Raw genomic sequence first — 24,723 nt, 5'->3', positions numbered from 1 at the left:
CGTGACCGATCTTGCCATTTCCGAGGCGCAGCCCCGGGCCAAGCCGCGCCTGCCGCTGCCGCCGCTGGTCGATCTGCTGACAGAGGTGCATGGCTATGCAAGGCTTGATAGCGTCGACGACCAACCCTGGCGGCACGACGACTCCAACAGCTGGGTGGTCTTTCTGCCCGGCCACGGCAAGGGAAATGCGGAGACCGTCGATGTCGCCGTGATCCTGCCGGAGCTGGTCCGCGCCCTGCAGCCCCGCCTGTCTGCGGCTGTGGCCGGCGAGGCGGCGGAACGCGCGCTGCTGACCCGCACCGGGATGATGAGCCTGCCGGCCCTGGTTTTCCTGCGCGGCGATGCGCTGTTGGGCAGCATTCCGCGCGTGCGCGACTGGGACGATTATCTGCAGCGGATCGCCGCGATCCTGGATGGGGGTGAGGCATGAGTTCCTTGATCGGCATGACCCGCCCGCCGGTCGGCTTCGGTCCCGGCAGCCAGGCGGAAGAGGGCGACGACGAACTGGATTACCTGCCGATGCCCTCGGGCATGCGTGTCTACGAACCGCACCTGCCGGAGATCCCCGATCCCGACCGCGCCGCCGTCGCAGGCGGTGTGCTGAGCCAAATCCATCGGGCCTTGGTCCGTTGGCGGCCGGGCGAGGAACTCCGCATCGCCGTCGATGGGCTCGATGCCCGGACGCTTGCCCTGGTGGGAGAGGCGCTGGGCGAGGGCGAAGTGGCTGTGAAGGTGGATCGGGCCGGAGGCCGTCTGGAAATCCAGGAAGCGGCACTGGCCGGTGTCTGGCGCGTCCGCGCCTTCGGCGACGGTGAGCCCCGCGAAAGCTTGCTGGTCGGTGCCTTCCCCCGCGTAGCGTTGAACCGGGCCTTCATTCCCATGGGTCCGATCGAGGCCGGGGCACCGCCGGACGGGTTGATGAACGGCTTGCCGATCCTGACGGAACTGCTGGACCGCAGCGCCGGCTGGCGGCGTGGCGAAGCCCCGCATGCGGTGAATTTCAGCCTGCTGCCTCACACGCCGGAGGATCTGGTCTTCGTCGAAGGGCGGCTTGGCCAAGGTGCAACCACGATCCTGTCGCGCGGTTACGGCAATTGCCGCGTCACCGCCAGCGCGACGCCGAATGTCTGGTGGGTGCGTTACTATAACTCGGTCGACACGCTGATCCTCGACACCGTCGAGATCGTCGATGTGCCGGCGGTGGTCTGTGCCGCAGCGGAGGACATCGCCGACAGCGCCGAGCGGCTGGCGGAAATCCTGGATGCGCTGAAGATCGAACGGGAGGAAATCCAGTGAACGCCCTGCCCGCCCGCTTCGAAGGCTCCTATCTCGGCGACGCCAGGCGCATCGGCGCCACGACGCGGATGGAATGCAAGATCTGCTGGCATGTCTACGACCCGGCCGAGGGGTGCGAGCACTGGCAGGTACCGGCCGGCATGCCCTTTGCTGCGTTGCCGGATCATTGGCGTTGCCCCGTCTGCGACGGTGCCCGCGACCAGTTCATGGCGCTCGACGTCGCACCGTCTGCAATGGAATGGTTGGAAGGTGGTGACATGGTCCCGGCGCCGGCCCTCGCGCCGGCCCCCGCACCGCCGACCGAAGCCATCGCGCGGCTGGAAGCGGCTTTCCGAGAAATCCACACCGCCCAGATGCGCGGTATGCCGATTGTCAACGATGCGCTGGCGGTCAAGGCGGTCGGCTTCCGCCGCCATGGCGATCGCTGGCTGGGCGCCCTGGTGACGCCCTGGTTCCTGAACCTTGTTTTGTTGCCCGGCGAGGTCGACGAGTGGTCGGGGCTTGTTCCTGGAGACAAGGAACTGATCGAGTTCCCTTCCGGCCGCTACGAATATGTCCACGCCAACCGCAAGGGGGTTGGGGGGTACAAGGCATGCTCGCTCTTCTCGCCGATGTTCGAGTTCGCGTCCATGTTGCAGGCGACGGAAACGGCGGCGGCTGCGCTGGTTTCCCTCTTCGACCCGGCAATTCGCGAGGATGGTACCCAGACCGCCGAGATCCGCCGTCGTCGCGAGGCGGAACTGGCCCCACCGCCTGGGGCCGCACCCGAAGCGGAGCCGGTTGCGGCCGCCCGTCCCAGCCGCCGGATGGTGCTGGGTATGACGGAGCCGGGAATTGGGAATAGGGGCGGAGACGCCGGCGATGCATGAGATGGCACTGTGCGAAAGCCTGCTCCAGGCGATGGAGGAGGCCGGTCGCGCCAACGATTTCCGGCGCGTGCGCAGGGTGCGGCTCGAGATCGGCGGCTTCGCCGGTGTGGAGATCGAGGCACTCCGTTTCGGCTTCGATGTGGTCACGCGCGGCTCACTGGCCGATGGGGCCGAACTGGTGGTGCTGGAGGTGCCGGGCCGCGGCTGGTGCTTCGATTGCAACGACACGGTGGCGCTGGCCGACCGGCTCGCCCCCTGCCCGTCCTGCGGCGGCAACCGGCTGCATCCCAACGGCGGGACCGAGTTGACGATCAAGGATCTCGAAGTCGAATGAGGAAGGACGACGTGCGATGACCGACCCCGCCCGCCCCGGCATACTGGTGGTGGATGACGAGCCGCGCTCCGTCGAGGTCATCGCCCGCCTGCTGGACGAGGAGTTCGAGGTCTTTACCGCCCTATCGGCGGAAGACGGCCTGCGCCTGCTGGAAGCCGAATGGATCCAGGTCGTCTTCTCCGACCAGCGGATGCCGGAGGTCAGCGGGGTGACGTTTCTGACCCAGGTGCGCGAGCGCTGGCCGGAGGTGGTGCGAATCGTCATCACCGGCTACATCGATCCCGAGGACATCATCGGCGCCATCAACACCGCCGGTATCCACCAGTTCATTACCAAGCCCTGGCACCCCGATCATCTGCTGTTGACTGCCCGCAACGCGGTCAAGCTGTACCAATTGCAGCGCGAGCATGACCGGCTGTCCAACGAGCTGAAACTGCTGCCTCCGGTCGCCGAAAGCCGGGTGGCGACGAGGCGAGAGCGGGTGCGCCAGACCTACCGCTTCGATGGTCTGATCCGCGCCCCCGGCAGCCCGGTGGAGGAGATCTGCCGTCAGGCGGAGCGGGTGGCCGGCTTCAACGTGCCGGTGCTGGTGCTGGGCGAAACCGGTACCGGTAAGGAGCTGCTGGCACGCGCCATCCATTACGGCAGCCCGCGGGGCGACGAACCCTTCTATTGCGAGAATTGCGGCGCCATCCCCGACGAGCTGTTGGAAAGCGAACTGTTCGGCCACAAGAAGGGAGCCTTCACCGGCGCGCACAGCAACCGGCTCGGCCTGCTGGAGCAGGCGGACGGCGGCACCATCTTCCTGGATGAGATCGGTGACATCAGCCCGGCCTTCCAGGTGCGGCTGCTGCGCTTCCTCCAGGAAGGCGAGATCCGGCCGGTCGGCTCCAACGAGACGAGGCGGGTCGATGTGCGCGTCGTGGCCGCCACCCACCGCGACCTGACGGCCGAGGTGAAGGCCGGGCGCTTCCGTGAGGATCTCTATTACCGGCTCAGCACGATGACGCTGATCATGCCGCCGCTGCGCGACCGTCCGGCCGACATACCGGTGCTGGCCCGCCACATCCTGGAACGGCTGTCCGCCGCCCATGGCAAGAGGATGTCGGGCTTCGCCGCCGACACGTTGGCCTGCCTGGAGGCCTATGGCTGGCCCGGCAACGTGCGCGAATTGCAGAACGAGATCATGCGCATGCTGGTGCTGTCCGAAGGAGAGACGCTGGAAGCGGAGCTTCTGTCCGACCATGTCCTGCGTGGCGCGGCTCTGAACGCTCGTCCGGCCTCGCCTGACGACGGCCCGTTGCCACCGCTTGCCCTCATCGGCCAGGGCGGCCCGCTGAAGTCCCGTATCGAGCGGATCGAGGCTGGAATCCTGATGGAAACGCTGGTCCGCTGCCGCTGGAACAAGAGCAAGGCCGCCGACGAATTGGGTCTGTCCCGCATGGGGCTGCGCGCCAAGCTGGAACGATACGGAATAGAACGCGGCCCAGCCCAGCGGCATTGACGATTCCACCGCCCCCTTTCGTCCCAGGAGAGGGGGGACGCCGAAGGCGCACAAGCCCCGACGCATCGATCCTTGAGCCATACATCGCCCTCCCCATGCCAATCGCGGCCGCTCTTTCCCCGGGCGAAAGAGGGCTGTTCGCGCATCATGACCCACAAGAACCCAGAGGAGCCGTTCGTCATGTCGATATCCTATCGCCTCGCCGTCATCGCTGCGGCAGCCGCCGCATTTGCCGCCGCTCCGGCGCTCGCCCATCCCGGCCATCTCGCCGGGGCCGGTTTCCTCGATGGCGCCGCGCATCCGCTGGGCGGGCTCGACCACCTGATTGCCATGGTCACCGTCGGCGTCTATGGCGCGACCATCGGCGGACGGGCCGCTCTCGCCGTACCGGGTGCGTTCATGGCCGCCATGGCAGCCGGCGGGCTGTTCGCGATGCTGGGCGGCGAGTTGCCGCTCGTGGAGCCGACGATCTATGCCTCGATCGTCGTGCTGGCACTGCTCTGCATCATGCCGATGAGCCGCAATGGTTCGGTCGGTATGGCCTTCGCCGCCGGCTTCGGCCTGTTCCACGGCTTCGCCCATGGGGCGGAAATGCCGGCGGACGCAGCCGCGCTCGGCTATGCCGCCGGCTTCCTCGTCAGCACTGCCGCACTGCACGCGGCCGGCATCGCGCTGGGGCTGGCGATCCGTAAGCTGATCGGTCGGCCGGAAGAAGCGGTGCAGTAAGCGGCAACCGCCTTTCCACCCCGGCCGGCCGTTTTGGCCGGGGACTTGCCAGCGGCAAGAAGGCTGCCGGCTCTGTGACCGTTGGATTGCCGAATGTTCGTACTACGGCACGATTGTTGCCTATGACCGTCGGAGAAGCGCACCGGCCGCTCGCACGCCGGTGCTGCCCGACGGGAGAAAACAAACCGATGGCAACGCTGGAAACCTTTTACGAGGTGATGCGGCGGCAAGGGATTACGCGCCGTTCGTTCCTGAAATACTGTTCGCTCACCGCTGCGGCGCTCGGCTTGGGGCCGGAACTGGTGCCGCAGATCGTCCATGCGATGGAAACCAAGCCGCGCACGCCGGTTCTGTGGCTGCACGGGCTGGAATGCACCTGCTGTTCGGAGTCCTTCATCCGTTCGGCGCATCCGCTGGTCAAGGATGTGGTGCTGTCGATGATCTCGCTGGATTACGACGACACGCTGATGGCTTCGGCCGGCCACCACGCCGAGGCGATCCTCGACGAGGTGATGGAGAAGTACAAGGGCAACTACATCCTTGCGGTGGAAGGCAATCCCCCGCTGAACGACGACGGCATGGCCTGCATCGTCGGCGGCAAGCCCTTCGTCGACCAGCTCCGCAAGGTATCCCGCGACGCCAAGGCGATCATCTCCTGGGGCTCCTGCGCGTCCTTCGGCTGCGTCCAGGCGGCGCGCCCGAATCCGACCCGGGCAACCCCGGTGCATGAGGTCATCACCGACAAGCCGATCATCAAGGTTCCCGGCTGCCCGCCGATCGCCGAGGTGATGACCGGCGTCATCACCTACATGCTGACCTTCGACCGCATCCCCGAGCTGGATCGCCAGGGTCGGCCGAAGATGTTCTACAGCCAGCGCATCCACGACAAATGCTATCGCCGGCCGCATTTCGACGCCGGCCAGTTCGTCGAATCCTTCGACGACGAGGGCGCACGCAAGGGCTATTGCCTCTACAAGGTCGGCTGCAAGGGACCGACCACCTACAACGCCTGCTCCACCGTTCGCTGGAACGAGGGAACGAGCTTTCCCATCCAGTCCGGACACGGCTGCATCGGCTGTTCCGAGGACGGCTTCTGGGACAAGGGATCCTGGTATGCCCGCCAGTCCGACATCCTCCAGTTCGGGATCGAGGCCAACGCCGACGAGATCGGCACCACCGCCGCCATCGGTGTCGGCAGCATCATCGCCGCCCACGCGGCGGTCAGCGCCCTGAAGCGCGCACAGCACAAGGGAGACGTCTGACCATGGGCATCGTCCAGACCCCGAACGGTTTCTCGCTCGACAATGGCGGCAAGCGCATCGTCGTCGATCCGGTGACCCGCATCGAAGGGCACATGCGTTGTGAGGTGAATGTCGACGCCAACAACGTCATTCGCAACGCGGTGTCCACCGGCACCATGTGGCGGGGCCTCGAGGTCATCCTGAAGGGGCGCGACCCGCGCGATGCCTGGGCCTTCGTCGAGCGCATCTGCGGCGTGTGCACCGGCTGCCACGCGCTGACCTCGGTCCGCGCGGTGGAGGATGCGCTTCAGATCCGCATCCCCAAGAACGCCCATCTGATCCGTGAGATCATGGCGAAGACGCTGCAGGTCCATGATCACATCGTCCATTTCTACCATCTGCACGCTCTCGACTGGGTCAATCCGGTCAATGCGCTCAAGGCCGACCCGCAAGCGACCTCGGCGCTGCAACAGGCGGTGTCGCCGCGCCACGCCAAGTCCAGTCCCGGCTATTTCCGCGACGTCCAGACCCGCCTGAAGAAGTTCGTGGAGAGCGGCCAGCTCGGCATCTTCAAGAACGGCTATTGGGACAACCCGGCCTACAAGCTGTCGCCGGAAGCCGACCTGATGGCGGTGACCCATTACCTGGAGGCGCTGGACCTTCAGAAGGACATCGTCAAGATCCACACCATCCTGGGCGGCAAGAACCCGCACCCGAACTACATGGTCGGCGGCGTCCCCTGCGCCATCAACATGGACGGCACCGGATCGTCGGGCGCACCGCTGAACATGGAGCGGCTGAACTTCATCCGCGCCCGCATCCAGGAGGCCACGGCCTTCGTCGACAACGTCTATCTGCCCGACGTGCTCGCCATTGCCAGTTTCTACAAGGACTGGCTCCATGGCGGCGGGCTGGCGGCGACCAACGTCATGGACTACGGCGACTACGAGAAGGTGCCGTACGACCATTCGACCTGCCAGCTGCCGGGCGGCGTCATCCTGAACGGCAACTGGAACGAAGTCCACCCCATCGACCCGCGCGACCCGGCGCAGGTGCAGGAGTTCGTCGCCCACAGCTGGTACCATTACGACGATGAGAGCAAGGGCCTGCACCCGTGGGACGGCGTGACCCAGGCCAAGTTCGAGCTCGGCCCCAACGCCAAGGGCACCCGCACCGACATCAAGGAGCTGGACGAGGCCGCCAAATACTCCTGGATCAAGGCGCCTCGCTGGCGCGGTCATGCAGTGGAGGTCGGTCCCCTGCCCCGCTACATCCTGGCCTATGCCCAGGGCGTCGGTTACGTGAAGGACCAGATCACCGAATCGCTGGGCGCCTTCAACAGGCTGGCCGGCACCAGCCTCACGCCGCAGCAGGCGCTGCCGACCACGATCGGCCGCACGCTGGCCCGCGCGCTGGAATGCCAATATTGCTGCACGATGATGCTGGACGACTGGAACGCCCTGATCGCCAACATCAAGGCCGGCGACAGCGCCACCGCGAATGTCGAGAAGTGGGATCCGAAGACATGGCCGAAGGAGGCCAAGGGCGTCGGCACCGTCGCCGCCCCGCGCGGCGGCCTTGGCCATTGGATCAAGATCAAGGACGGCAAGATCGACAATTACCAGTGCGTCGTCCCGACCACCTGGAATGGCAGCCCGCGCGATCCCAAGGGGAACATCGGGGCGTTCGAGGCCTCGCTGCTGAATACCCCGATGGAACGCCCGGAGGAGCCGGTGGAGATCCTGCGCACCCTGCACAGCTTCGACCCGTGCCTTGCCTGCTCCACCCACGTCATGGCGCCGGACGGCGCCGAACTGGCCCGCGTCACCGTGCGCTGACCGGCAACCGAGGAGGATTACATCATGGCTCCTCTCGACACTGCGAAGCCGGTGGCGGCACCGGACGAGGAAGGGGCGGCTGCGCCGGCAGCCGGCCGCTTTCTGAAGGCAATCTATGTGTACGAGGTGCCGGTACGGGTCTGGCATTGGGTCAACGCGCTTGCCATCACCGTGCTGTCGGTCACCGGCTACCTGATCGCCAACCCGCTGCCCAGCATGCCCGGCGAGGCGAGCGCCAATTTCCTGATGGGCTATATCCGTTTCGTCCACTTCGCGGCGGCCTACATCTTCGCCATCGGCTTCATCGGCCGCTTCTACTGGGCCTTCGCCGGCAATCACCATGCCAAACAGCTGTTCCGCTTTCCCTTCTGGAACGGTCCTTGGTGGAAGGAACTGTTCACGGAGGCACGCTGGTACCTGTTCCTGGAACGCAAACCCAAGCTCTATGTCGGCCATAACCCGCTGGCTCAGTTCGCGATGTTCTGGGCCATCGCGGTCGGCAGCGTCTTCATGATCGTCACCGGCTTCGCACTCTACAGCGAAGGGGCGGGGCAAGGCAGTTGGCAGGATCGGCTGTTCGGCTGGGTCATCCCGCTGTTCGGCCAGAGCATGGACGTCCACACTTGGCACCATCTTGGCATGTGGGCGATCCTGCTGTTCGTGATCGTCCATGTCTATGCCGCGGTGCGCGAGGACATCATGTCGCGCCAGTCGATCATCTCCACCATGATCAGCGGCGTCCGTACCTTCAAGGACGCCGAGGCCCCGGCCGACGAGGAGCATGAAAAGCCAGCTAAGCGGGTAAAGGTGGCGGGCTAATCGGGTCGCGTAAAATCGGAATCGCTTTGAAGCGTGAATCCGATCGCCAAACAAAGGACTACAGCATCGTGCGTTTCGTACTACACGCACGATGCTGCAGCGCTTTTTTCCAGCCCCTCTTGCTGCTCGTACGAGCGATAAAACGAGCGTGCCGCTAAAGCAGCGTGAAGGAAGCCACCCAGGCTTGGCCGAGGCTGAGCCCGCCATCGTTGGCGGGTGCCAGCCTCGGCAGCAGTGCCTTTACCCCTGCTGCGCGGAAGCCGGCGACCAATTCCTCCGCCAACACTGCATTCATCAGGCAACCGCCGGACAGCACCACCTGCGAAAGGTCGCGTGCCTGCAATGCAGGCAGTGTCCAATCGACCAGCGCGGCGGCCAAGGTGCCATGGAACAACTCGGCCCCATCCACCGCATCGTTAACGGACAACAACCGTTCCAGCAGAGGCGTCAGGTTGAGCACTCTGCCTTCGATCCGCCACGCGCCTTCCGCCACCCGTGGCCGGCGGACGAGCGATTCCAACACCATCGGCGCTTCGCCCTCGAAACCGGCAACGGCGCGGACGCCTAGCAGTCCACAGGCGGCATCGAACCAGCGTCCGCAGGAACTGGTAAGCGGTGCGTTGATGCTGCGTTCGATCATGCGCCGGACCCCGTCGGCCGGGCCGTGGCCGGCAAAGCGCGGAACGATCTCATCGGCGCGGCCCATGCGGGCCAACGCCGCGGCGGCCATCCGCCAGGGCTGGCGCGCTGCGACATCGCCGCCGGGCTGGGCGAGATGGCCGAGATGACCGATGCGCTCCGCTGCAAATCCGTCGACCACCAGCATCTCCCCGCCCCAGGACTGGCCCTCCTCCCCCAATCCGAAGCCGTCGAGCGCAAGGCCGAGTACCGGCCCATCGAGCCGGTGTTCGGCCATCACCGCGGCGACATGGGCATGGTGGTGCTGGACCGCGATGGTCGGGAGGCCGCTCCGCTCTGCGAATCGGGTGGTCTGGAAATCGGGATGTTTGTCATGGGCGACGGCGACCGGCTCGACCCCCAATATGTACAGCAGATGGGCGACCGTCTCCTCCAGGAAACCCAGCGTCGCCGCATTGTCGAGGTCGCCTATGTGTTGCGATAGGAAGGCCTCGTCACCGCGGGTGATACAGACCGTCGCCTTCAGATGGCCGCCGAGTGCCAGGACAGACGGCACCGGCCGTGCGAGCCGGATCGGCTCCGGCACATGGCCACGCCCTCGGCGCAGGAAGGCCGGGGCGCCGGCCAGCTTGCGGACAACGCTGTCGTCGGCGCGGATGACGATGTCGCGGTCATGGTCGACGATCAGGTCGGCGATGCCGGCCAGCCGCTCATGAGCCTCTTCGTTGGCGATGGCCAGCGGCTCGCCGCCAGGATTGGCGGAGGTCATGACCAGGGTCAGGTCCTGCGACTTGCAAAGCCAGTCGGAGCCGTCCGGCCGCCCTGCCGCCTCGTGGAACAACAGGTAATGCAGGGGCGTATAGGGCAGCATGACGCCGAGCCAGGCGAGGCCAGGGGCGATGTCGGGGGCGATGCCGGCGGTTGGGCATGAAGACTCCTCCCGCCGCAGCAGGACGATTGGCCGCGCGACGGTTTCCAACAGCGCCTGCTCCTCGGCATCCATCCGGACATGCCTCCTCGCCGAGGCAGCATTGGCGACCATCAGGGCGAAGGGCTTGCCATTGCGCTGCTTGACCCTGCGCAGCCGTTCCACCGCATCGGCCCGCGTTGCGTCGCAGGCCAGATGGAAGCCGCCGAGCCCCTTGATGGCGACGATCCTGCCGCCCCGAAGTGCCGCCAATATGGCTTCCGGCTGATGAGACAAGCGCGGGCCACAGGTTGGGCAGGCTGTCGGCTGGGCATGGAAGCGACGGTCGGCTGGGTCACGGTATTCCTTCAGACAGTCCGGGCAAAGCGGGAATCCGGCCAGAGCCGTCTGCGGTCGGTCGTATGGCAACTGGCGCGTGATGGTGTAGCGCGGGCCGCAATGGGTACAGTTCAGGAAGGCATAGCGATAACGGCGGTCGGCCGGATCGAACAGTTCGGCGAGGCATGCCGGGCACACTGTAGCGTCCGGCCCGATGCCGGTGGCGATGGTCCCCGCGAATTCGCTGGGACGAATTACGAAATCGGTTTCGTCCAGGATCGGGCGAGCGGAAGCGCATTCGACGGAATCGATGTGAGCGAGCGGCGGTGCTTCCCCGGCCAGGGCAGCACGGAAGGCGTCGATTGCGACACCCTGCACTTCGATCAGCACGCCCTGCGGGTCGTTCAACACCCAGCCCGTCAGCCCGAAACGCTGGGCAAGAGCGTATATATGCGGACGGAATCCCACACCCTGCACTCGTCCGCGCACGCGGATTCGCAACCGAAGTTTTCTGTCAATCATTGGCCTGCCTGGGCGATCTTCGGCCGAGCCGAACCGTCTCCATCCTATCCTTATCCCGGATGGGGAGAAGGGGTTTCGCAGCGGATCCTGCACGGTGTCGGTTGAAGGAAAGGCATTCACGGAACCGGAACGGAGATGCCGTCATCAGCGCAAGAAAACACGGGAAGACCGACAAGCCGACCGATGCCGACGTAAAGAACAATCCTCAGATTGGGGGGCAAGGGAGGCTCTTGCCGCTGGAATGACGCCGGATGACCTGGATCTGGCCCAGGGCGAAAGGACCTTCGAGGTGCGATATCGAGAACCAAATCATCGACAAGGGGGAGTCGACAAGCCCTTCCGCGACGGACCGCCGTTGCGGCCTCATCAGGCCTGACCCAATAGCACCCCTCGATCATGGGCTTTTTCAAGATTGGGCGGCGCCCGACCGGGTGCCGCCCTTTTTCTGCCTGATCCACCAATTCGAACGCAGCGGAACCGCGGGTGACGGAAGTCGTTGGAGCAAAGGAGGTGTCTGCCGCTTCCTCGCCAGCCATATCGAACAGGATCCCGCCATGCCATCGTCCAGCGACTTTCCCTCACTTCCCGTCATCTGCATCACGGGTGCTTCGGCTGGGGTCGGCCGCGCTACGGCGTTGGCATTTGCCGCCGACCGTCACGCCTCCATCGGCCTGATCGCACGTTCCGCCGATGCACTGGATGAAGTGAAACGCGAGGTGGAGCGACTGGGCGGACGGGCGCTGGTCCTACCGCTCGACGTCGTCGATGCCGGGGCATTGGAAGACGCCGCCGACCGGGTAGAGGAGGTGTTCGGCCCCATCGACGTCTGGATCAATGCCGCGATGGTCACCGTCTTCGGCCCGGTGCGGTCGGTGACGCCGGAGGAACTGAAGCGCGTGACCGAAGTGACCTATCTGGGCTCCGCCTACGCCATCCAGACGGCTTTGCGCCGGATGCGGAAACGCGACCGTGGCACGATCCTGCAGGTCGGCTCGGCCTTGGCCTACCGGTCTATTCCACTGCAGTCTGCCTATTGCGGGGCGAAGCATGCGGTTCAAGGCTTCATCGACAGCCTGCGGTCGGAACTTCTCCATGAGGGCAGCCGCATCCGACTGACCGCAGTGCATCTTCCGGCGGTCAACACACCGCAGTTCGAATGGGCACGCAGTCACATGCGGTATCGTGCCCGGCCGATGGGCACGGTCTTCCAACCGGAGGACATCGCCCGCGCCATCCTCCATGCCGCCGAAAACCCGCGTCGCGAATATTGGCTGGGAGGGCCGGCGATGCTGGCGATCCTCGGCAACCTCCTGGCTCCGGGCTTCATCGACCGTCATCTCTCTGCCACAGCGATTGATGGACAGTTGACGGACGAGTGCGAGAAGCCCGGACGCCCCGACAACCTTTACCATCCCGTCGATGGGTTGCACCGCGCTCGCGGCCGCTTCGGCATGCCGCACAACAATCTGCACCTGAGCGCGTCGGGCGGGAGTGCGCGAGCTATCGCCATGGTTGCAGGAGTGCTTCTGGCCGGCGGGCTCGGCTACGCGATGAGAAACCTGGCCCTCCAGGCGCGCACTGGGGAACGGCGTGAGACGGCCTCTGCCGATCCCCGGAGACGGCAGGCAAACATTCCGTAAGAAACACTATTGCCAACAGAAATCATGCATACTACCATACCAGTGTTTGAACAATCTGGTTCTCGGCCATTCGCCTGCCTGCCGGCACTCCCCTATCCGGGGCTGTGCCGGTCTGGTGGCAGGCCGAACATGCACCAGTAAAAATGCCGGCTGGCGTTTGCCGGCAGTCCATATCGCTGGGAGGAAGAGGCATGTCTGTCATGGCGAACGCCGTGCGCGCGGCGCTGTTCGGTGCGTTGGTTTCCCTGGTTCCGGTCGGCGCGTCCGCAGCCGACTACACGTTGAGCGTCAATACGGCGCTGACACAGCAGGATCCGCTCTACAAGGGACTTGAGGAGTTCAAGGCCAATGTGGAGAAGCGGTCGGCTGGCAAGATGAGCGTCCGCTTGTTTCCCGCCTCGCAGTTGGGCAAGGACGAGGATCTGCTGGAACAGGCCCGCGCCGGGGCGCCCGTCGCGGTGGTGGTGGATGGTGGCCGGCTGGCCGTGTTCGTGAAAGAGTTCGGCGTGCTTGGCGCGCCTTACATCGCCCAGGGCTACCAGGGCATCCGCAAGGTCGTGACCTCGCCGATGTTCGAGGAATGGGCGCAGAAGCTGCGCAAGGCCTCGGGCCATCAGGTTCTGTCCTTCAACTGGTGGCAGGGTGAGCGGCACATGCTGACCAACAAGCCGGTGACGACGCCGGCCGACCTTGCCGGCGTGCGCGTCCGCACGCCCGGTGCACCGGTCTGGATGGAGACGATCCGCGCCATGGGCGCCACCCCCACTCCCCTGCCCTGGTCGGAGGTCTATACCGCCATGCAGCAGCAGGTGATCGACGGGGCGGAAGCGCAGGACCCTGCCATCTACGGGGCGCGCCTGTACGAGGTGGCGAAATATCTGACCAAGACCGGCCATATCAACCTGATCACCGGCATCGTCACCAGTGCCGCCTGGTTCGACGGCCTGCCAAAGGACATGCAGGCACTGCTGCGCGAAGAGGCTCTGAAGGCTGGAGACAAAGCGTCGAAGGGAACCGAGGATTCGCTCGCCGACTTCGAAAAGCAGATGAAGGACAAGGGTATGCAGGTCGTCGACATCGACGTGACTCCCTTCCGCACCGCGACGGCGCCGGTCTATGAGAAGCTGGGCTATGGCGAGTTGCAGAAGCAGGTCGAAACGCTTCTGAAGCAGTGACCGCCGGCCGCGCACCGTGACCGGGGCGGGCGCCCTACGATGGCGCCGGCCCCCTCCCGCAACCGACGCCCGCATCCATCGTCCCCAGCGGGCCGGACCGGAGCACCCCTTGCGATGAAATCCCTCTACGTCAAGGCGGAGGCGGTGTTGGCGACGACGTTGCTCGCCGTCATCGTCCTGCTGGTCTTCACCGCCGGCATCACCCGCTGGTTCGGCTACCCCCTGGTCTGGTCGGTGGACGTCGCCCAATTGCTGTTCGCCTGGGCCAGCTTCCTGGGCGCCGATCTGGCGCTGCGCAAGCACGCCCATATCGGCATCGACTATCTCGTCAAGCGGCTGCCGGCCCGTCCGCGCGCAGTCCTGGACATCGTGCTGGCCTTGGTGGTTCTGGCCTTCCTGCTGACGATGACGGTCAAGGGCTACCAACTGACCATGCTGAACCTGGAGCGCCAGTTCGGCGACAGCGGCATCAGCTATGCCTTCGTTACAGCGGCGGTGCCGGCCGGCTGTCTGCTGCTGTCCGTCACCCTGCTTGGCCAAACCCTGGCCGCCATCAGCCGGCTGCGCAGCACCCCGCGCCCGATCTTCACCGCCCCCGCCGCCGAAGAGGTGATGCCGTGATCCTGCTCGCCGCCACCTTTTTCGTCCTGATGGCGCTCGGCACCCCGATCGCATTCGCCATCGGCATCGCCGGCTTCACCTTCTTCCTGACCAACGGAATCATCCCGATGTCCATCGGGGTGCAGCAGGTCGCCACTGCATCCCAGAGCTTCCCACTGCTGGCCGTTCCCTTCTTCGTGCTTGCCGGGCACATGATGAACCGGACCGGCATCACCCAGCGGCTGATCGGCTGTTCCAATGTGTTGGTGTCGTGGATGTCCGGCGGACTGGCGCAGGTCTGCATCGTGCTCTCCACGCTGATGGGCGGCGTGTCCGGCTCCGCCGTCGCCGATGCGGCGATGGAGGCGCGCATCCTCGGGCCCGACCTGATCCGCAGCGGCTATTCCAAGGGCTTCACGTCGGCCGTCATCGCGGTCGGCTCGCTTATCACCGCGACCATCCCGCCCAGCCTCGGGCTGATTCTGTACGGCTTCGTCGGCAACGTGTCGATCGGGCGGTTGTTCCTTGCCGGCATCGTCCCCGGTTTCCTGATGATGGCCGTACTGATGGTCACCGTCTGGTGGATCGCGCGCCGCCGCGGCTATCGTGCCGGCTCCACCCAACGGCCGACGGCCAAGGCGGTATGGGTGGCGGTGGTCGACGCCAAGTGGGCGCTGCTGTTTCCGGTCGCCCTGCTGGTGGCCATCCGCGGCGGCCTGTTCACCCCATCGGAGGTCGGTGCCTTCGCCGTGATCTATGCCGGCGTGATCGGTTTCTTCGTTCACAAGGAACTGACCCTGCGCGACATGACCGAAGCGCTGGTAGAGGCCATCACCGACACCGGGCTGATCATGTTGATCATCCTGTTTTCCGGCATGGTGGGCTACGCCATCGTGTTCGAACAGGCGCCGCAAAGCATCGCCGCCGCCATGACCGACCTTACGCGTGAGCCGGTGCTGGTCGTAGGGCTGATCCTGATCTTCCTGTTCATCGCCGGCCTGTTCATCGAAAGCACCGTTCTGGTGCTGCTGCTGACGCCGATCTTCCTGCCGATCGTCACCCCGCTGGGTATTGATCCGGTGCATTTCGGCATCCTGATGATGACCATCGTCACGCTGGGGTCGATGACCCCGCCGGTCGGTGTAGCGATGTACACGGTGTGCAGCCTGCTCGACTGCCCGATCGAGGAATACATCGTCGAATCCCTGCCTTTCGTCCTGGCTGTGATCGGGCTGGTCTTGGTGCTGCTGTTCTGGCCGGGGCTGGTCCTGTTCATGCCCAACGCGCTGATGTGAGGCCGCGCCGGTAAATGTCACAACGGCATGGCTGGAGCCGCACCTTGTGGCACCGGCCATGCTGCCTATATTGAGCGTCATGCATCAACTACTGAAAGGAGGTGATCTCGTGTCTCATTGTCCGTCTCACTCGTCGTCGAGCGCCAAGGCCGGGGTTTCTTTCTTCGCGGAAGGGGTTTTGGTCCGCTGAGGACTGCGCCGTGGTGTCGACGACACACGGATAGGCAATGGAGGGGCTGCTGGAAACGGCAGCCCCTCTTTGTTAGTGTGGCGATGGATGTACCGGAGATGCGGGCCGGAGCATGCAAGACCGGAATCGATCAGAAGCGCCGGTCTGCTCGTTGAACGAAGGCTCGGTCAGGATTTCGGGCGAAAAGCGGCACATACCGCTGAATCGGTTTCAATCCGTCCGGCGCCGATCAGATCGAGGCAATAGGGGATCGCCGGGAAGACCGCCATCAGGCAATCATGGATGGCGGATGGCTTGCCCGGCAGATTGACGATGAGGCTGCAGCCGCGGATCCCGGCGGTCTGGCGCGACAGGATCGCCGTCGGCACGACGCGCAGGCTGACCGACCGCATCAGTTCGCCGAATCCCGGCATCATCTTGTCGCAGACCTGCTCCGTCGCTTCCGGCGTTACGTCACGGGGGGCCGGGCCGGTACCGCCGGTGGTAACCACCAGGGAGCAGCCGGCCACGTCGCATAGTTCGGTCAGGGTTGCGGCGATCAGCTCCAACTCGTCCGGGATCACCCGCGCTTCCGCCACCCAGGGCGAGGCGACGATGCGGGTCAACTCTTCGCGGATTGCCGGACCGCCCTTGTCCTCGTAGACGCCACGGCTGGCGCGGTCGGAGATGGTAACGATACCGATCTTCACCGGAGCGGCCGTTTCGGTGGCGGGTTGGATCATGGTAGAAGGTCCTTTCGGTCAGGCAGCGCAGGCGACCTGCCGGTACAATGCCGGCAAGGCCTTGGTCAGGTGGGACACCTGCGGGAATATGGCATAGGCGCCGCGTCCGAACAGATAGGGCACGTAATCGCGGGCCTCTCCATCGACGGTGATGGCGAAGACCGCCAGTCCACCGCGCCGCGCCTCGCGGATCGCCTGCCTCGTGTCCTCGATGCCGTAACGACCCTCGTAATGGTCGACGTCATTCGGCTTGCCGTCGGTCAGCAGCACCAGCAACCGATGGCGGTTCGGCCGGCCGGCGAGTTGAGCCGCCGCATGGCGGATCGCGGCTCCCATGCGGGTGTAATACCCAGGCTTCAGCGCGCCAATGCGGCGGGTGACCCTTTCACCTAGCGGCTCGTCGAACCCCTTCAGCGTCTGCACCCGCACCCAATCCCGGCGTCGCGAGGTGAAAGCATAGAGCGCGTGATCGTCTCCGCAGGCGGTCAACCCATGGCTCAGGGCCAACAAGGCCTCTTTTTCCACATCCAGCACGCGCCTGCCGTCGATCCATCCGTCTGTCGACAGCGACCCATCGACCAGAACCGCCACCGCCAGATCGCGGGCGGCGTTGCGCGACTGCTGGTGCACACGGTCGCTGCCAACGCCGCCCGCCTGGAAATCAGCCCGGCTGCGCACCAGCGCTGCCAGATCCAGCTCGTCACCATCGGCCTGACCGGTGAACAGTATGCGCCGCGGCCGCAGCGCCTCGAACTGGCGGCGGACCTGCCGGATGCGCCGCATGGCCGCGGCGTCCGGCTGCCAGACGTCGCCATCGGCCGGGGCCGTTTCGGCGACCACCCGGCAATGATGGGGAAGATGCGCCTGCCGGCGATGGTCCCACTCGGGATAGGTCAGGGCGGCCGTCAGCGGTGTCGCATCGACGGATGGCGGCGCCAGGTCGAGGTCGAGCTTCAGCGTGGTGGAGGCCCGGCGGCGGTGCGCGCCGACCGCGATCTCTTCCAGATCGTCGGCGGCCTTCCGGGCATTTTCCGCATCGTCGTCATCGACCGCGCGCGGGATGTTCAGTGCCTCGGCAAGGCTCAGCATCTTCTCGAAGCGGTTCAGGATCAGCGGATCGTTGCGCTGGATCTGGTCGGTCTGCCGCCGGGTCGCGGCACGTCGGCGGCGGTCGCCTTCGGCCGCCTGCCCGCCCTCGCCGGGGCTGTCGGCAGCGGCGGCGGACTCCCGGCCGGCCGACAGCGTCACCAGCCCCCACAGCGGCACCGGCAGCAGCCTTGCATAGCCATGGGGTGCCGTGAAGTCCGACAGCGGTACGGTCGGGGCCAGCATCCGCACCGCATCGCCGTGCGCGGCGCCCGATCCCAGCAGGGTCATGGCGGCACGCTCGACGGCGGCCTCGACCGGCGGCAGGCGGCGGGACGGGCGGAGGGCAGCGGCGGCCCGTGCCAGCTCCTCGTACGGACGGGCGAGGCCGGGCCAACCGGTCAGCACCCGCGCGGTGGTTGCGGCGGCGCTGCGAAGAGCGGAAACATCGGCCTGCAAGGGATCTGTGGGGAGCGGCACGACCATGGCATGCGCGAAATAGGCGGCCAGCCATTCGTACAAACATTCGTTCAGCGCCCGGTCGGGAAACAGGTCGATCGCCGCCGGCAACTGGAGCACGTCGCCATCCAGCGCCGCCCGCTCCACCCGCTCGGCGCCCAGCCCGATGCGGTCGAGCAACGGCAACCGGTGTCCGGACACCGCCGCGCTTCCCGCTGCCAGCCGGACCCCGCGGTCGCCGCCGAGCGCCCGGAAGAACACCGCCAGCCGCGGCCGCACCGCCTCCAGCGTCACCGCGGCGGCGGGATGTTGCGGGTAGCTCGACCGCCCGCCGATCAGGCGATGCCACAGGCGGCCGACGGTCTCTTCCGGCTCGAAGAACTCCAGCATGACGATGCCCTCGCGCCTTCCATTATCCCAGCGTGACCTCGGCCACACGCAGCAGGCCGGCACGGATGTCCGGGTCGTCGGTCAGCGGTTCGATCAGCGCGGCGCGGATGGCGCGTTCCGGCTTCATGCCGGAGCGGATCAGCGTGGCGCAGTAGATCAGCAGACGGGTCGATACGCCCTCCTCCAGATCCTGCCCCTTCAGCGCACGCAGCGCGTTGGCGAGGCGGACCAGCGGGGCGACTCGGTTCGCAGGCAGGCCGCTTTCGGTCGCGACGATGGGAATCTCGCGGTCGGGATCGGGGAAATCGAACTCGACGGCCAGGAAGCGCTGGCGGGTGCTGGGCTTCAGCGCCTTCACCACATTCTGGTAGCCGGGATTGTAGGACACGACCAGCATGAAGTCCGGCGGGGCCTCCAGCGTCTCGCCGGTGCGGTCGAGCGGCAGGATGCGGCGGTCGTCGGTCAACGGATGCAGCACCACGGTGACGTCCTTGCGCGCCTCCACCACCTCATCCAGATAGCAGATGGCGCCCTCGCGCACTGCGCGGGTCAGCGGCCCGTCGGCCCATACCGTGTCGCCCCCCTTCAACAGATAGCGGCCGGTCAGATCGGCAGCGGTCAGATCGTCATGGCAGGAGACGGTATAGAGCGGCCGGCCCAGCTTCACCGCCATGTGCGTGACGAAACGGGTCTTGCCGCAGCCGGTCGGCCCCTTCAGCAGCAACGGCAAGCGGTGCTGGAAGGCATGTTCGAACAATGCGCACTCGTCGGCGACCGGCTGGTAGAACGGCGGGGGCGGAGGAAGGATGGAAGCGGCGCTGTCGGGCATCGCGGCGAAACTCCGGAAAAGGACGGCCCCGGTGCCGATCGGACATCCGGTGGACAGCAGGGGCCGGAGGGGACGTCACTCGGCCGGCTGGTAGCTGGTCGGGATCGAGGCTGGCCGTTCCTCGCGTGCCGGGCCGAAGATGGCGTAGAGGTAGAGCAGCACGCCTGCCGCCACGGCGACGCCGGCGCCGAGCCGCATCCAGTAGAACAGCGCGATCTGCGCCTGGACCTCCATGTAGTCCATGCCCATGACCCGCTGCAGATGGGTCTGCACCACGCCGGCGACCGTCAGCGCGAAGGTCATGAAGGCCATGCCGCCGCTCATCAGCCAGAAGCTCCACATGTTGAGGATCTGGTTGTAGGGCTGCCGGCCGCGCAGGTAGGGCATGGCGTAGGTGATGATGGCGAGGTTGATCATGGCGTAGGCGCCGTAGAAGGCGAGATGCCCGTGCGCCGCCGTTACCTGGGTGCCGTGGGTGTAGTAGTTGATCGGGGCCAGCGTGTGCAGGAAGCCCCACAGACCGGCGCCGAAGAAGGCGAAGACCGCGCAGCCCAGCGACCACAGCATCGCCGCCTTGTTCGGGTGCCGCCGGCCGCTCTTCCACACCATCATGAAGGCGAAGACGACCATGGTGAAGAAGGGCGCGACCTCCAGCGTGGAGAACAGCGAGCCGATCCACTGCCAGTAGCCGGGAGTGCCGATCCAGTAATAATGATGGCCGGTGCCAAGGATGCCGCTGAACAGCGCCAGCCCGACGATGGCGTACAGCCATTTCTCCACGACCTCACGGTCGACGCCGGTCATCTTGATCATCAGGAAGGCAAGGATGGAGGCCAGCACCAGTTCCCACACGCCTTCGACCCACAGATGGACGACGTACCACCAGTACATCTTGTCCAGCGACAGGTTGGACGGGTTGTAGAAGGAGAACAGGAAGAAGACCGCGATGCCCCACATGCCCACCAGCAGGATGTTGGTGATGACCGTGCGACGGCCCTTCAGCACCGTCAGCGTGACGTTGTAGAGGAACATCAGCGCGACAACGACGATCGCGGCCTTGATCCACAGGGGCTGCTCCAGGAACTCCCTCCCCTCATGGATGCGGAAGAGGTAGCCGACGACGGCGGCCAGCGCGCCGAAGACGAACAGGCCGAGCTGGATCAGCGCCAGCTTCGGGCTGTGCAACTCGGTCTCCGCCTCCTCCGGAATCAGGTAATAGGCGGCGCCGAAGAAGCCGATCAGCAGCCAGACGATCAGCGCGTTAGTGTGGATCATCCGGAGGATGTTGAAGGGCAACAATTCCGACAGCGTGTTGGGCAGCACATAGACGACGCCGGCCAGAAGGCCCACCAGGATCTGCACCCCGAACAACCCCATGGCCGCGGCAAAGTAATAGATGGCGACTTTTTGCGATTCGTACTTCATGACGGAAATCTCCTCAACCCGACAGCTTGGGAGGCCAGTTCTGGGTATTGATCCGGCTGGTCCATTCCAGGAAGGCGGCGAGATCCTCGACCTCGCCGTCGGTCAGGTGGAACTGCGGCATCTGGCGCCGGCCCTCGATCCCGGACGGCTGCGCCGCCATCCAGGTCTTGAGCGCCAGCACCGCACCCTCCGGGTCCTTGTCGCCGCCGTAGCGCAGCCAGACATTGCCCAGCTCGGGGGCGAAATAGGCGCCCTCGCCCAGCAGCGTATGGCAGTTGATGCAGGCGTTCTTCTCCCACACATGCTTGCCGCGGGCGACGGCATCGGTCAGTGTCTTCTTGTCGGTGCTGTTGCCGACGATGTAATTGTGGCTGAGTGCTGTCAACGCGATGAAGGTCGCGAAGAAGAACAGCGACCCACCATAGAAGATGTTGCGCGCGGCCGCTTTGGTGAAGCGTTCGGTCATCGCTCGGGATCCCTGGAAGTCTCGATGTCTCGTCGAGTGGGGTCGGTTCGAAAGGCGTCGGTTGCGCGAAGCCGGAGGCCTGGCCTCGCAGCATCGTCCGCCACGGGTCGGACGAATAATTGACTGTGGCGGGAGGGCATTCCTTGACCGCGGTCAAGCCGCCCTGCCTGCGCTCGTCCTACCGTGGCGGTCGGCAACGAAGGGGAGCGGAGATGGCCGACACGGAGGCGAGCGGCCTTGCCGCACTGCCCGGCAATCTGATGATGTGGATCCTGATCTTCAGCGAACTGGCGGTGTTCGGGGTGGCCTTCCTCGGCTTCTCGGTCGCACGGGTGATGGACCCGGCCATATTCGCAGCCGGGCAGGCCCATCTGAGCGGTACGCTGGGAGCGCTGAACACCATGGTGCTCGTGACCAGCGGCTATCTGGCCGCCCGCGGCGTCGCCGCCGGACGGCGCGGCGCGGCGACGCAGGCACGCCGGGCAATGCTGATGGCCGCGGCGGTGGGATCGGTCTTCCTGGCGGTCAAGGCGGTCGAATATTCGGCGACGCTGGGTGCCGGACTGACCATCGACAGCGACGTCTTCTTCACCCTCTATTTCCTGCTGACCGGCTTCCACGCCCTGCATGTGGTTCTGGGGATCGTGATCCTGCTGCTGGTCGGTTGCTCGGGCCCCGACACGCTGGTGGAGAACCTGGAGGCCGGCGCCGCCTTCTGGCACATGGTCGATCTGGTCTGGGTGATCCTCTATCCGCTCGTCTATCTGATCCGATGAGGAGACCGGCCATGGAAATCGTCAGGCATATGACGGGGAGGATCGACAGGCTGACCCTGTCCTGGCTGATTTTGCTCGGCCTGACCGCCGTCACGCTGCTGTTCGCCCGCCATGGCGATTCCGACGGCGGGATCGGCGTTGCCGGTGCTGCCCTGCTGCTGGCGCTCGCGGTGGCGAAAGGGCGGGAAATCCTCCTGCATTACCTGGAATTGCAGCATGCCGGTCCGGGCTGGCCATCGGCGATGACGGGCTGGCTGATGCTGCTCAGCGGCTCACTCCTGCTCGTCACCGCCGCCGGCTCCCTGGGCTGGGTCGGCCCGCACTGAGACCTGGAGGACGACAGCCATGACCGATGCCAAACTGGGCCTGATCCTGACCAGCGTTGCCGTCATCACCGTCGCAGTGGCTCTGCACCGCCAGCATGCGTTGGGACGCAACGGTCTGGTCATGGCGATCGCCGCGACCGCCGCCGTTTTCGCCGCGATGTTCTTTACGCAATGACGACCGTCCAAGCGTCCCGGCATCGTCGTGGAGGCTCCCGGCCCCCGATACCCGCGGCGATGCGGGGGCCGGCTGCCGGGGGAGAGAGGCGCCGCCCGCTGGACCGGGTGACGGAAATGCGTAGTATCGGCTGGCTTAACGGAAAGGCAGCAAGCGGGCGGGGCGGGAAATGCAGCTTCAGGATCTCGGCCGGCGAATCTGCATCCTGGGGCCGTCCAACAGCGGCAAATCCACGCTTGCAGCGGCGATCGCGCGGAAACGCGGCCTGGAGGCCGTGCACCTGGATCAGATGTACCACCGGCCCGGCACCGACTGGGAGCCGCGCCCCGCGGATGAATTCGTCGGCTTGCACGACACCGCCATCGCCGGCGATTGTTGGGTCATGGACGGAAACTATTCGCGCTGCGTGCCGCAGCGTCTGGCGCGGGCAACGGGACTGATCCTGTTGGACATCTCCATGCCGGCCAGCCTCTTGCGGTATTTCCGCCGGACAGTGTTCGAGCGGGACAGGCTCGGTGCGCTGGAAGGAGGGCGCGACAGCATCAAGTGGAACATGATCCACCACATCGCCGTGGCCACTCCCAAGAGCCGGAAGCGTTATGCCGCTCTGTTCGACCGGGTCGACCTGCCGAAGATCCGTTTGCCGTCCATCCGCGCGATAAAGGACTGCTATCGCCTGTGGGATCTGGAAAGATGACCTGCTGTCGCTTCCGGCCACTCGCCGGCATGGCAAATCGTCTCCGGCTTGGACATCGGCCGTTCCGACGCCTGGGCAGGTGTCGCAGGCTATTCTGCCAAGCGCCGCACACGCTTTTGCCAAAGGCACGGCGCCCCTGAGAACTTCGCGATTGTCCGGAAAGCCGCGAAGGTGGAGGATCGCACGCGTCGGCATTCCCGGCCGATGCCTCCTTTCGAACGCCTTCCCCTACTCCAAGGACCGGACGACCCGACATGTTCAACGCGCTCTCCCGCCAGCCCGACGACGCTCTGCTCGCCCTTATCGGGCTTTTCAGGCAGGATCCGCGTCCGGGAAAGGTCGACCTCGGCGTCGGGGTCTATCGTGACGAGGAAGGGCGGACGCCGGTATTCCGTGCGGTCAAGGCGGCCGAACGCCGTCTGCTCGACGGCCAGGACAGCAAGGCCTATCTGGGGTTGGAAGGCGATTCCCTGTATCTGGAACGGCTGTGGTCGCTGGTCGGCGGCGGGGCCGGAACCCGGGTCCATGCCGCCGGCGTGCAGACCCCCGGTGGATCGGGTGCGCTGCGGCTGGCGGCAGATCTCGTGCTGCGCGGCGGAGCCCGGCGCGTGCTGGTCGGCCAGCCGACCTGGCCCAACCATGTCGGCATCTTTGCCGCCGCCGGGCTGGAGGTGGTCGGCCATCCCTTCTTCAACACCGCGAGCCAGACCGTGCTGTTCGACCGCATGGTCGAGGCGTTCGAGGCGGCCCGGCCCGGCGACGTCGCCCTGCTGCATGGCAGCTGCCACAACCCGACCGGCGCGCCGCTGTCGCCCGATCAATGGAAGACTCTGGCGGAGATCATCGGAAGGCGCGGCATTCTGCCGCTGGTCGACCTTGCCTACCAGGGATTCGGCCGCGGCCTGGATGAGGATGCGGAGGGGCTGCGCCACCTGATCGGCGCCGTCCCGGAGACGCTGGTCGCCGTGTCGTCGTCCAAATCCTTCGGCCTCTACCGCGAGCGCACCGGCGCCATCTTCGCAGTCGCCGCGGCGCCGGCCGCCGCCGACCTCGCGAAGTCGAACCTGATGGCGCTGGCCCGCACCAGCTATTCCATGCCGCCCGACCATGGTGCCGCCGTGGTCCGCACCATCCTGAGCGACCCCGACCTGACCGCAGACTGGACGGCGGAACTGGACGGCATGCGCGCCCGCATCACCGGACTCCGCCGCAAGCTCGCCGCCGGCCTGGCCGACGCCTTCCCGGCGCTGACCGCCGTGGCGGAACAGGAGGGCATGTTCTCCCTGCTGCCGCTGACCGAGGCGGAGGTGCTGCGCCTGCGTGCCGACCACGCCATCTACATGCCGACCTCCGGCCGCATCAACATCGCCGGCCTGAAGACGGCCGAAGTGGACGAGGTGGTGGCGAGATTCGCCGCCCTGCGCTGAGCCGGGAGTTC

General features: G+C 65.9%; 24 protein-coding genes. 18 read left to right on the top strand and 6 right to left on the bottom strand.

Annotated features, from left to right (window positions below):
- Position 1: 1 nt before the first annotated feature.
- From ABMY26_RS02455 to cybH, 9 genes are all read left to right on the top strand, one after another.
- Positions 2-430, top strand: coding sequence for a hydrogenase (locus tag ABMY26_RS02455; RefSeq protein WP_372394885.1), 429 nt, complete (start codon positions 2-4; stop codon positions 428-430).
- Positions 427-1,296 carry a hydrogenase expression/formation protein gene (locus ABMY26_RS02450; RefSeq protein WP_372394884.1) on the top strand — a complete coding sequence of 290 codons (870 nt, stop codon included), beginning with the start codon at positions 427-429 and terminating at the stop codon, positions 1,294-1,296. The genes ABMY26_RS02455 and ABMY26_RS02450 overlap by 4 nt, the downstream gene beginning before the upstream one ends.
- Positions 1,293-2,165, top strand: coding sequence for a [NiFe]-hydrogenase assembly chaperone HybE (gene hybE / locus ABMY26_RS02445; protein WP_372394883.1), 873 nt, complete (start codon positions 1,293-1,295; stop codon positions 2,163-2,165). The genes ABMY26_RS02450 and hybE overlap by 4 nt, the downstream gene beginning before the upstream one ends.
- Complete coding sequence (gene hypA, locus ABMY26_RS02440) at positions 2,158-2,499, top strand: hydrogenase maturation nickel metallochaperone HypA (protein ID WP_372394882.1); 342 nt, start codon at positions 2,158-2,160, stop codon at positions 2,497-2,499. Before hybE ends, hypA begins: the two co-directional genes overlap by 8 nt.
- A 16-nt stretch (positions 2,500-2,515) precedes the next feature.
- Positions 2,516-4,003, top strand: coding sequence for a sigma-54-dependent transcriptional regulator (locus ABMY26_RS02435; RefSeq protein ID WP_372394881.1), 1,488 nt, complete (start codon positions 2,516-2,518; stop codon positions 4,001-4,003).
- 180 nt (positions 4,004-4,183) lie between these two features.
- Positions 4,184-4,729, top strand: a complete 546-nt coding sequence (locus ABMY26_RS02430; RefSeq protein ID WP_372394880.1) for a HupE/UreJ family protein — start codon at positions 4,184-4,186, stop codon at positions 4,727-4,729.
- A gap of 188 nt (positions 4,730-4,917) precedes the next feature.
- Positions 4,918-5,991, top strand: coding sequence for a hydrogenase small subunit (locus tag ABMY26_RS02425; protein WP_144428274.1), 1,074 nt, complete (start codon positions 4,918-4,920; stop codon positions 5,989-5,991).
- A 2-nt stretch (positions 5,992-5,993) separates the two neighbouring features.
- Positions 5,994-7,808, top strand: coding sequence for a nickel-dependent hydrogenase large subunit (locus ABMY26_RS02420; protein ID WP_372394879.1), 1,815 nt, complete (start codon positions 5,994-5,996; stop codon positions 7,806-7,808).
- 24 nt (positions 7,809-7,832) lie between these two features.
- The gene (gene cybH / locus ABMY26_RS02415) at positions 7,833-8,627 is read left to right on the top strand and encodes a Ni/Fe-hydrogenase, b-type cytochrome subunit (RefSeq protein ID WP_372394878.1); all 795 of its coding nucleotides are present in this window, start codon (positions 7,833-7,835) and stop codon (positions 8,625-8,627) included.
- A gap of 154 nt (positions 8,628-8,781) precedes the next feature.
- On the opposite strand, the gene hypF is transcribed toward cybH, so the two are convergent.
- Entirely contained in the window at positions 8,782-11,034 is a 2,253-nt protein-coding gene (gene hypF, locus ABMY26_RS02410) for a carbamoyltransferase HypF (RefSeq protein WP_372394877.1), read from the bottom strand.
- Between the two features lie 251 nt (positions 11,035-11,285).
- Between hypF and ABMY26_RS02405 the strand changes: the two genes are divergently transcribed.
- The 4 genes from ABMY26_RS02405 to ABMY26_RS02390 all read left to right on the top strand — a co-directional run bounded on the left by ABMY26_RS02405 (position 11,286) and on the right by ABMY26_RS02390 (position 15,744).
- Complete coding sequence (locus tag ABMY26_RS02405; protein WP_372394876.1) at positions 11,286-12,674, top strand: SDR family oxidoreductase; 1,389 nt, start codon at positions 11,286-11,288, stop codon at positions 12,672-12,674.
- A gap of 191 nt (positions 12,675-12,865) precedes the next feature.
- Positions 12,866-13,849, top strand: coding sequence for a C4-dicarboxylate TRAP transporter substrate-binding protein (locus ABMY26_RS02400; RefSeq protein ID WP_372394875.1), 984 nt, complete (start codon positions 12,866-12,868; stop codon positions 13,847-13,849).
- Between the two features lie 114 nt (positions 13,850-13,963).
- Positions 13,964-14,470: a TRAP transporter small permease gene (locus ABMY26_RS02395; protein ID WP_372394874.1), complete on the top strand. Its 507-nt coding sequence runs from the start codon at positions 13,964-13,966 to the stop codon at positions 14,468-14,470.
- The gene (locus ABMY26_RS02390) at positions 14,467-15,744 is read left to right on the top strand and encodes a TRAP transporter large permease (RefSeq protein ID WP_372394873.1); all 1,278 of its coding nucleotides are present in this window, start codon (positions 14,467-14,469) and stop codon (positions 15,742-15,744) included. Before ABMY26_RS02395 ends, ABMY26_RS02390 begins: the two co-directional genes overlap by 4 nt.
- A gap of 357 nt (positions 15,745-16,101) precedes the next feature.
- On the opposite strand, the gene mog is transcribed toward ABMY26_RS02390, so the two are convergent.
- The 5 genes from mog to ABMY26_RS02365 all read right to left on the bottom strand — a co-directional run bounded on the left by mog (position 16,102) and on the right by ABMY26_RS02365 (position 21,311).
- Entirely contained in the window at positions 16,102-16,656 is a 555-nt protein-coding gene (mog, locus tag ABMY26_RS02385; protein WP_372394872.1) for a molybdopterin adenylyltransferase, read from the bottom strand.
- An 18-nt stretch (positions 16,657-16,674) separates the two neighbouring features.
- Positions 16,675-18,591 (bottom strand): nitric oxide reductase activation protein NorD, encoded by a 1,917-nt coding sequence (locus ABMY26_RS02380; protein ID WP_372394871.1) that lies wholly within the window; start codon positions 18,589-18,591, stop codon positions 16,675-16,677.
- A 22-nt stretch (positions 18,592-18,613) separates the two neighbouring features.
- Complete coding sequence (locus ABMY26_RS02375; protein WP_372394870.1) at positions 18,614-19,420, bottom strand: CbbQ/NirQ/NorQ/GpvN family protein; 807 nt, start codon at positions 19,418-19,420, stop codon at positions 18,614-18,616.
- A 75-nt stretch (positions 19,421-19,495) separates the two neighbouring features.
- Positions 19,496-20,845 carry a cbb3-type cytochrome c oxidase subunit I gene (locus tag ABMY26_RS02370; protein ID WP_372394869.1) on the bottom strand — a complete coding sequence of 450 codons (1,350 nt, stop codon included), beginning with the start codon at positions 20,843-20,845 and terminating at the stop codon, positions 19,496-19,498.
- 13 nt (positions 20,846-20,858) lie between these two features.
- On the bottom strand, positions 20,859-21,311 hold the full coding sequence (locus tag ABMY26_RS02365; protein WP_372394868.1) for a cytochrome c: 453 nt from the start codon (positions 21,309-21,311) through the stop codon (positions 20,859-20,861).
- Positions 21,312-21,454: 143 nt separating this feature from the next.
- Between ABMY26_RS02365 and ABMY26_RS02360 the strand changes: the two genes are divergently transcribed.
- From ABMY26_RS02360 to ABMY26_RS02340, 5 genes are all read left to right on the top strand, one after another.
- The gene (locus tag ABMY26_RS02360; protein ID WP_372394867.1) at positions 21,455-22,087 is read left to right on the top strand and encodes a cytochrome c oxidase subunit 3 family protein; all 633 of its coding nucleotides are present in this window, start codon (positions 21,455-21,457) and stop codon (positions 22,085-22,087) included.
- Between the two features lie 11 nt (positions 22,088-22,098).
- Positions 22,099-22,413, top strand: a complete 315-nt coding sequence (locus tag ABMY26_RS02355) for a cytochrome C oxidase subunit IV family protein (RefSeq protein ID WP_372394866.1) — start codon at positions 22,099-22,101, stop codon at positions 22,411-22,413.
- A 19-nt stretch (positions 22,414-22,432) separates the two neighbouring features.
- The gene (locus tag ABMY26_RS02350; protein WP_372394865.1) at positions 22,433-22,588 is read left to right on the top strand and encodes a hypothetical protein; all 156 of its coding nucleotides are present in this window, start codon (positions 22,433-22,435) and stop codon (positions 22,586-22,588) included.
- Positions 22,589-22,757: 169 nt separating this feature from the next.
- On the top strand, positions 22,758-23,285 hold the full coding sequence (locus ABMY26_RS02345) for an AAA family ATPase (RefSeq protein ID WP_372394864.1): 528 nt from the start codon (positions 22,758-22,760) through the stop codon (positions 23,283-23,285).
- 254 nt (positions 23,286-23,539) lie between these two features.
- Positions 23,540-24,712, top strand: a complete 1,173-nt coding sequence (locus tag ABMY26_RS02340; RefSeq protein ID WP_372394863.1) for an amino acid aminotransferase — start codon at positions 23,540-23,542, stop codon at positions 24,710-24,712.
- Positions 24,713-24,723 lie beyond the last annotated feature (11 nt).

The organism is Azospirillum sp. HJ39, assembly GCF_041507355.1.
Classification (GTDB): Bacteria; Pseudomonadota; Alphaproteobacteria; order Azospirillales; family Azospirillaceae; genus Azospirillum; species Azospirillum thiophilum.
The sequence above is the reverse complement of the archived record's forward strand: the minus strand, read 5'-3'. Positions and strand labels throughout refer to the sequence as shown.

Excerpts from the sequence above, each read along its gene's own strand:
- ABMY26_RS02450 (WP_372394884.1), top strand. The coding sequence starts at position 427 with ATGAGTTCCTTGATCGGCATGACCCGCCCGCCGGTCGGCTTCGGTCCC.
- hypA (WP_372394882.1), top strand. The coding sequence starts at position 2,158 with ATGCATGAGATGGCACTGTGCGAAAGCCTGCTCCAGGCGATGGAGGAG.
- ABMY26_RS02435 (WP_372394881.1), top strand. The coding sequence starts at position 2,516 with ATGACCGACCCCGCCCGCCCCGGCATACTGGTGGTGGATGACGAGCCG.
- ABMY26_RS02430 (WP_372394880.1), top strand. The coding sequence starts at position 4,184 with ATGTCGATATCCTATCGCCTCGCCGTCATCGCTGCGGCAGCCGCCGCA.
- ABMY26_RS02425 (WP_144428274.1), top strand. The coding sequence starts at position 4,918 with ATGGCAACGCTGGAAACCTTTTACGAGGTGATGCGGCGGCAAGGGATT.
- ABMY26_RS02420 (WP_372394879.1), top strand. The coding sequence starts at position 5,994 with ATGGGCATCGTCCAGACCCCGAACGGTTTCTCGCTCGACAATGGCGGC.
- cybH (WP_372394878.1), top strand. The coding sequence starts at position 7,833 with ATGGCTCCTCTCGACACTGCGAAGCCGGTGGCGGCACCGGACGAGGAA.
- hypF (WP_372394877.1), bottom strand. The coding sequence starts at position 11,034 with ATGATTGACAGAAAACTTCGGTTGCGAATCCGCGTGCGCGGACGAGTG.
- ABMY26_RS02405 (WP_372394876.1), top strand. The coding sequence starts at position 11,286 with ATGACCTGGATCTGGCCCAGGGCGAAAGGACCTTCGAGGTGCGATATC.
- ABMY26_RS02400 (WP_372394875.1), top strand. The coding sequence starts at position 12,866 with ATGTCTGTCATGGCGAACGCCGTGCGCGCGGCGCTGTTCGGTGCGTTG.
- ABMY26_RS02395 (WP_372394874.1), top strand. The coding sequence starts at position 13,964 with ATGAAATCCCTCTACGTCAAGGCGGAGGCGGTGTTGGCGACGACGTTG.
- mog (WP_372394872.1), bottom strand. The coding sequence starts at position 16,656 with ATGATCCAACCCGCCACCGAAACGGCCGCTCCGGTGAAGATCGGTATC.
- ABMY26_RS02380 (WP_372394871.1), bottom strand. The coding sequence starts at position 18,591 with ATGCTGGAGTTCTTCGAGCCGGAAGAGACCGTCGGCCGCCTGTGGCAT.
- ABMY26_RS02375 (WP_372394870.1), bottom strand. The coding sequence starts at position 19,420 with ATGCCCGACAGCGCCGCTTCCATCCTTCCTCCGCCCCCGCCGTTCTAC.
- ABMY26_RS02370 (WP_372394869.1), bottom strand. The coding sequence starts at position 20,845 with ATGAAGTACGAATCGCAAAAAGTCGCCATCTATTACTTTGCCGCGGCC.
- ABMY26_RS02365 (WP_372394868.1), bottom strand. The coding sequence starts at position 21,311 with ATGACCGAACGCTTCACCAAAGCGGCCGCGCGCAACATCTTCTATGGT.
- ABMY26_RS02355 (WP_372394866.1), top strand. The coding sequence starts at position 22,099 with ATGGAAATCGTCAGGCATATGACGGGGAGGATCGACAGGCTGACCCTG.
- ABMY26_RS02350 (WP_372394865.1), top strand. The coding sequence starts at position 22,433 with ATGACCGATGCCAAACTGGGCCTGATCCTGACCAGCGTTGCCGTCATC.
- ABMY26_RS02345 (WP_372394864.1), top strand. The coding sequence starts at position 22,758 with ATGCAGCTTCAGGATCTCGGCCGGCGAATCTGCATCCTGGGGCCGTCC.
- ABMY26_RS02340 (WP_372394863.1), top strand. The coding sequence starts at position 23,540 with ATGTTCAACGCGCTCTCCCGCCAGCCCGACGACGCTCTGCTCGCCCTT.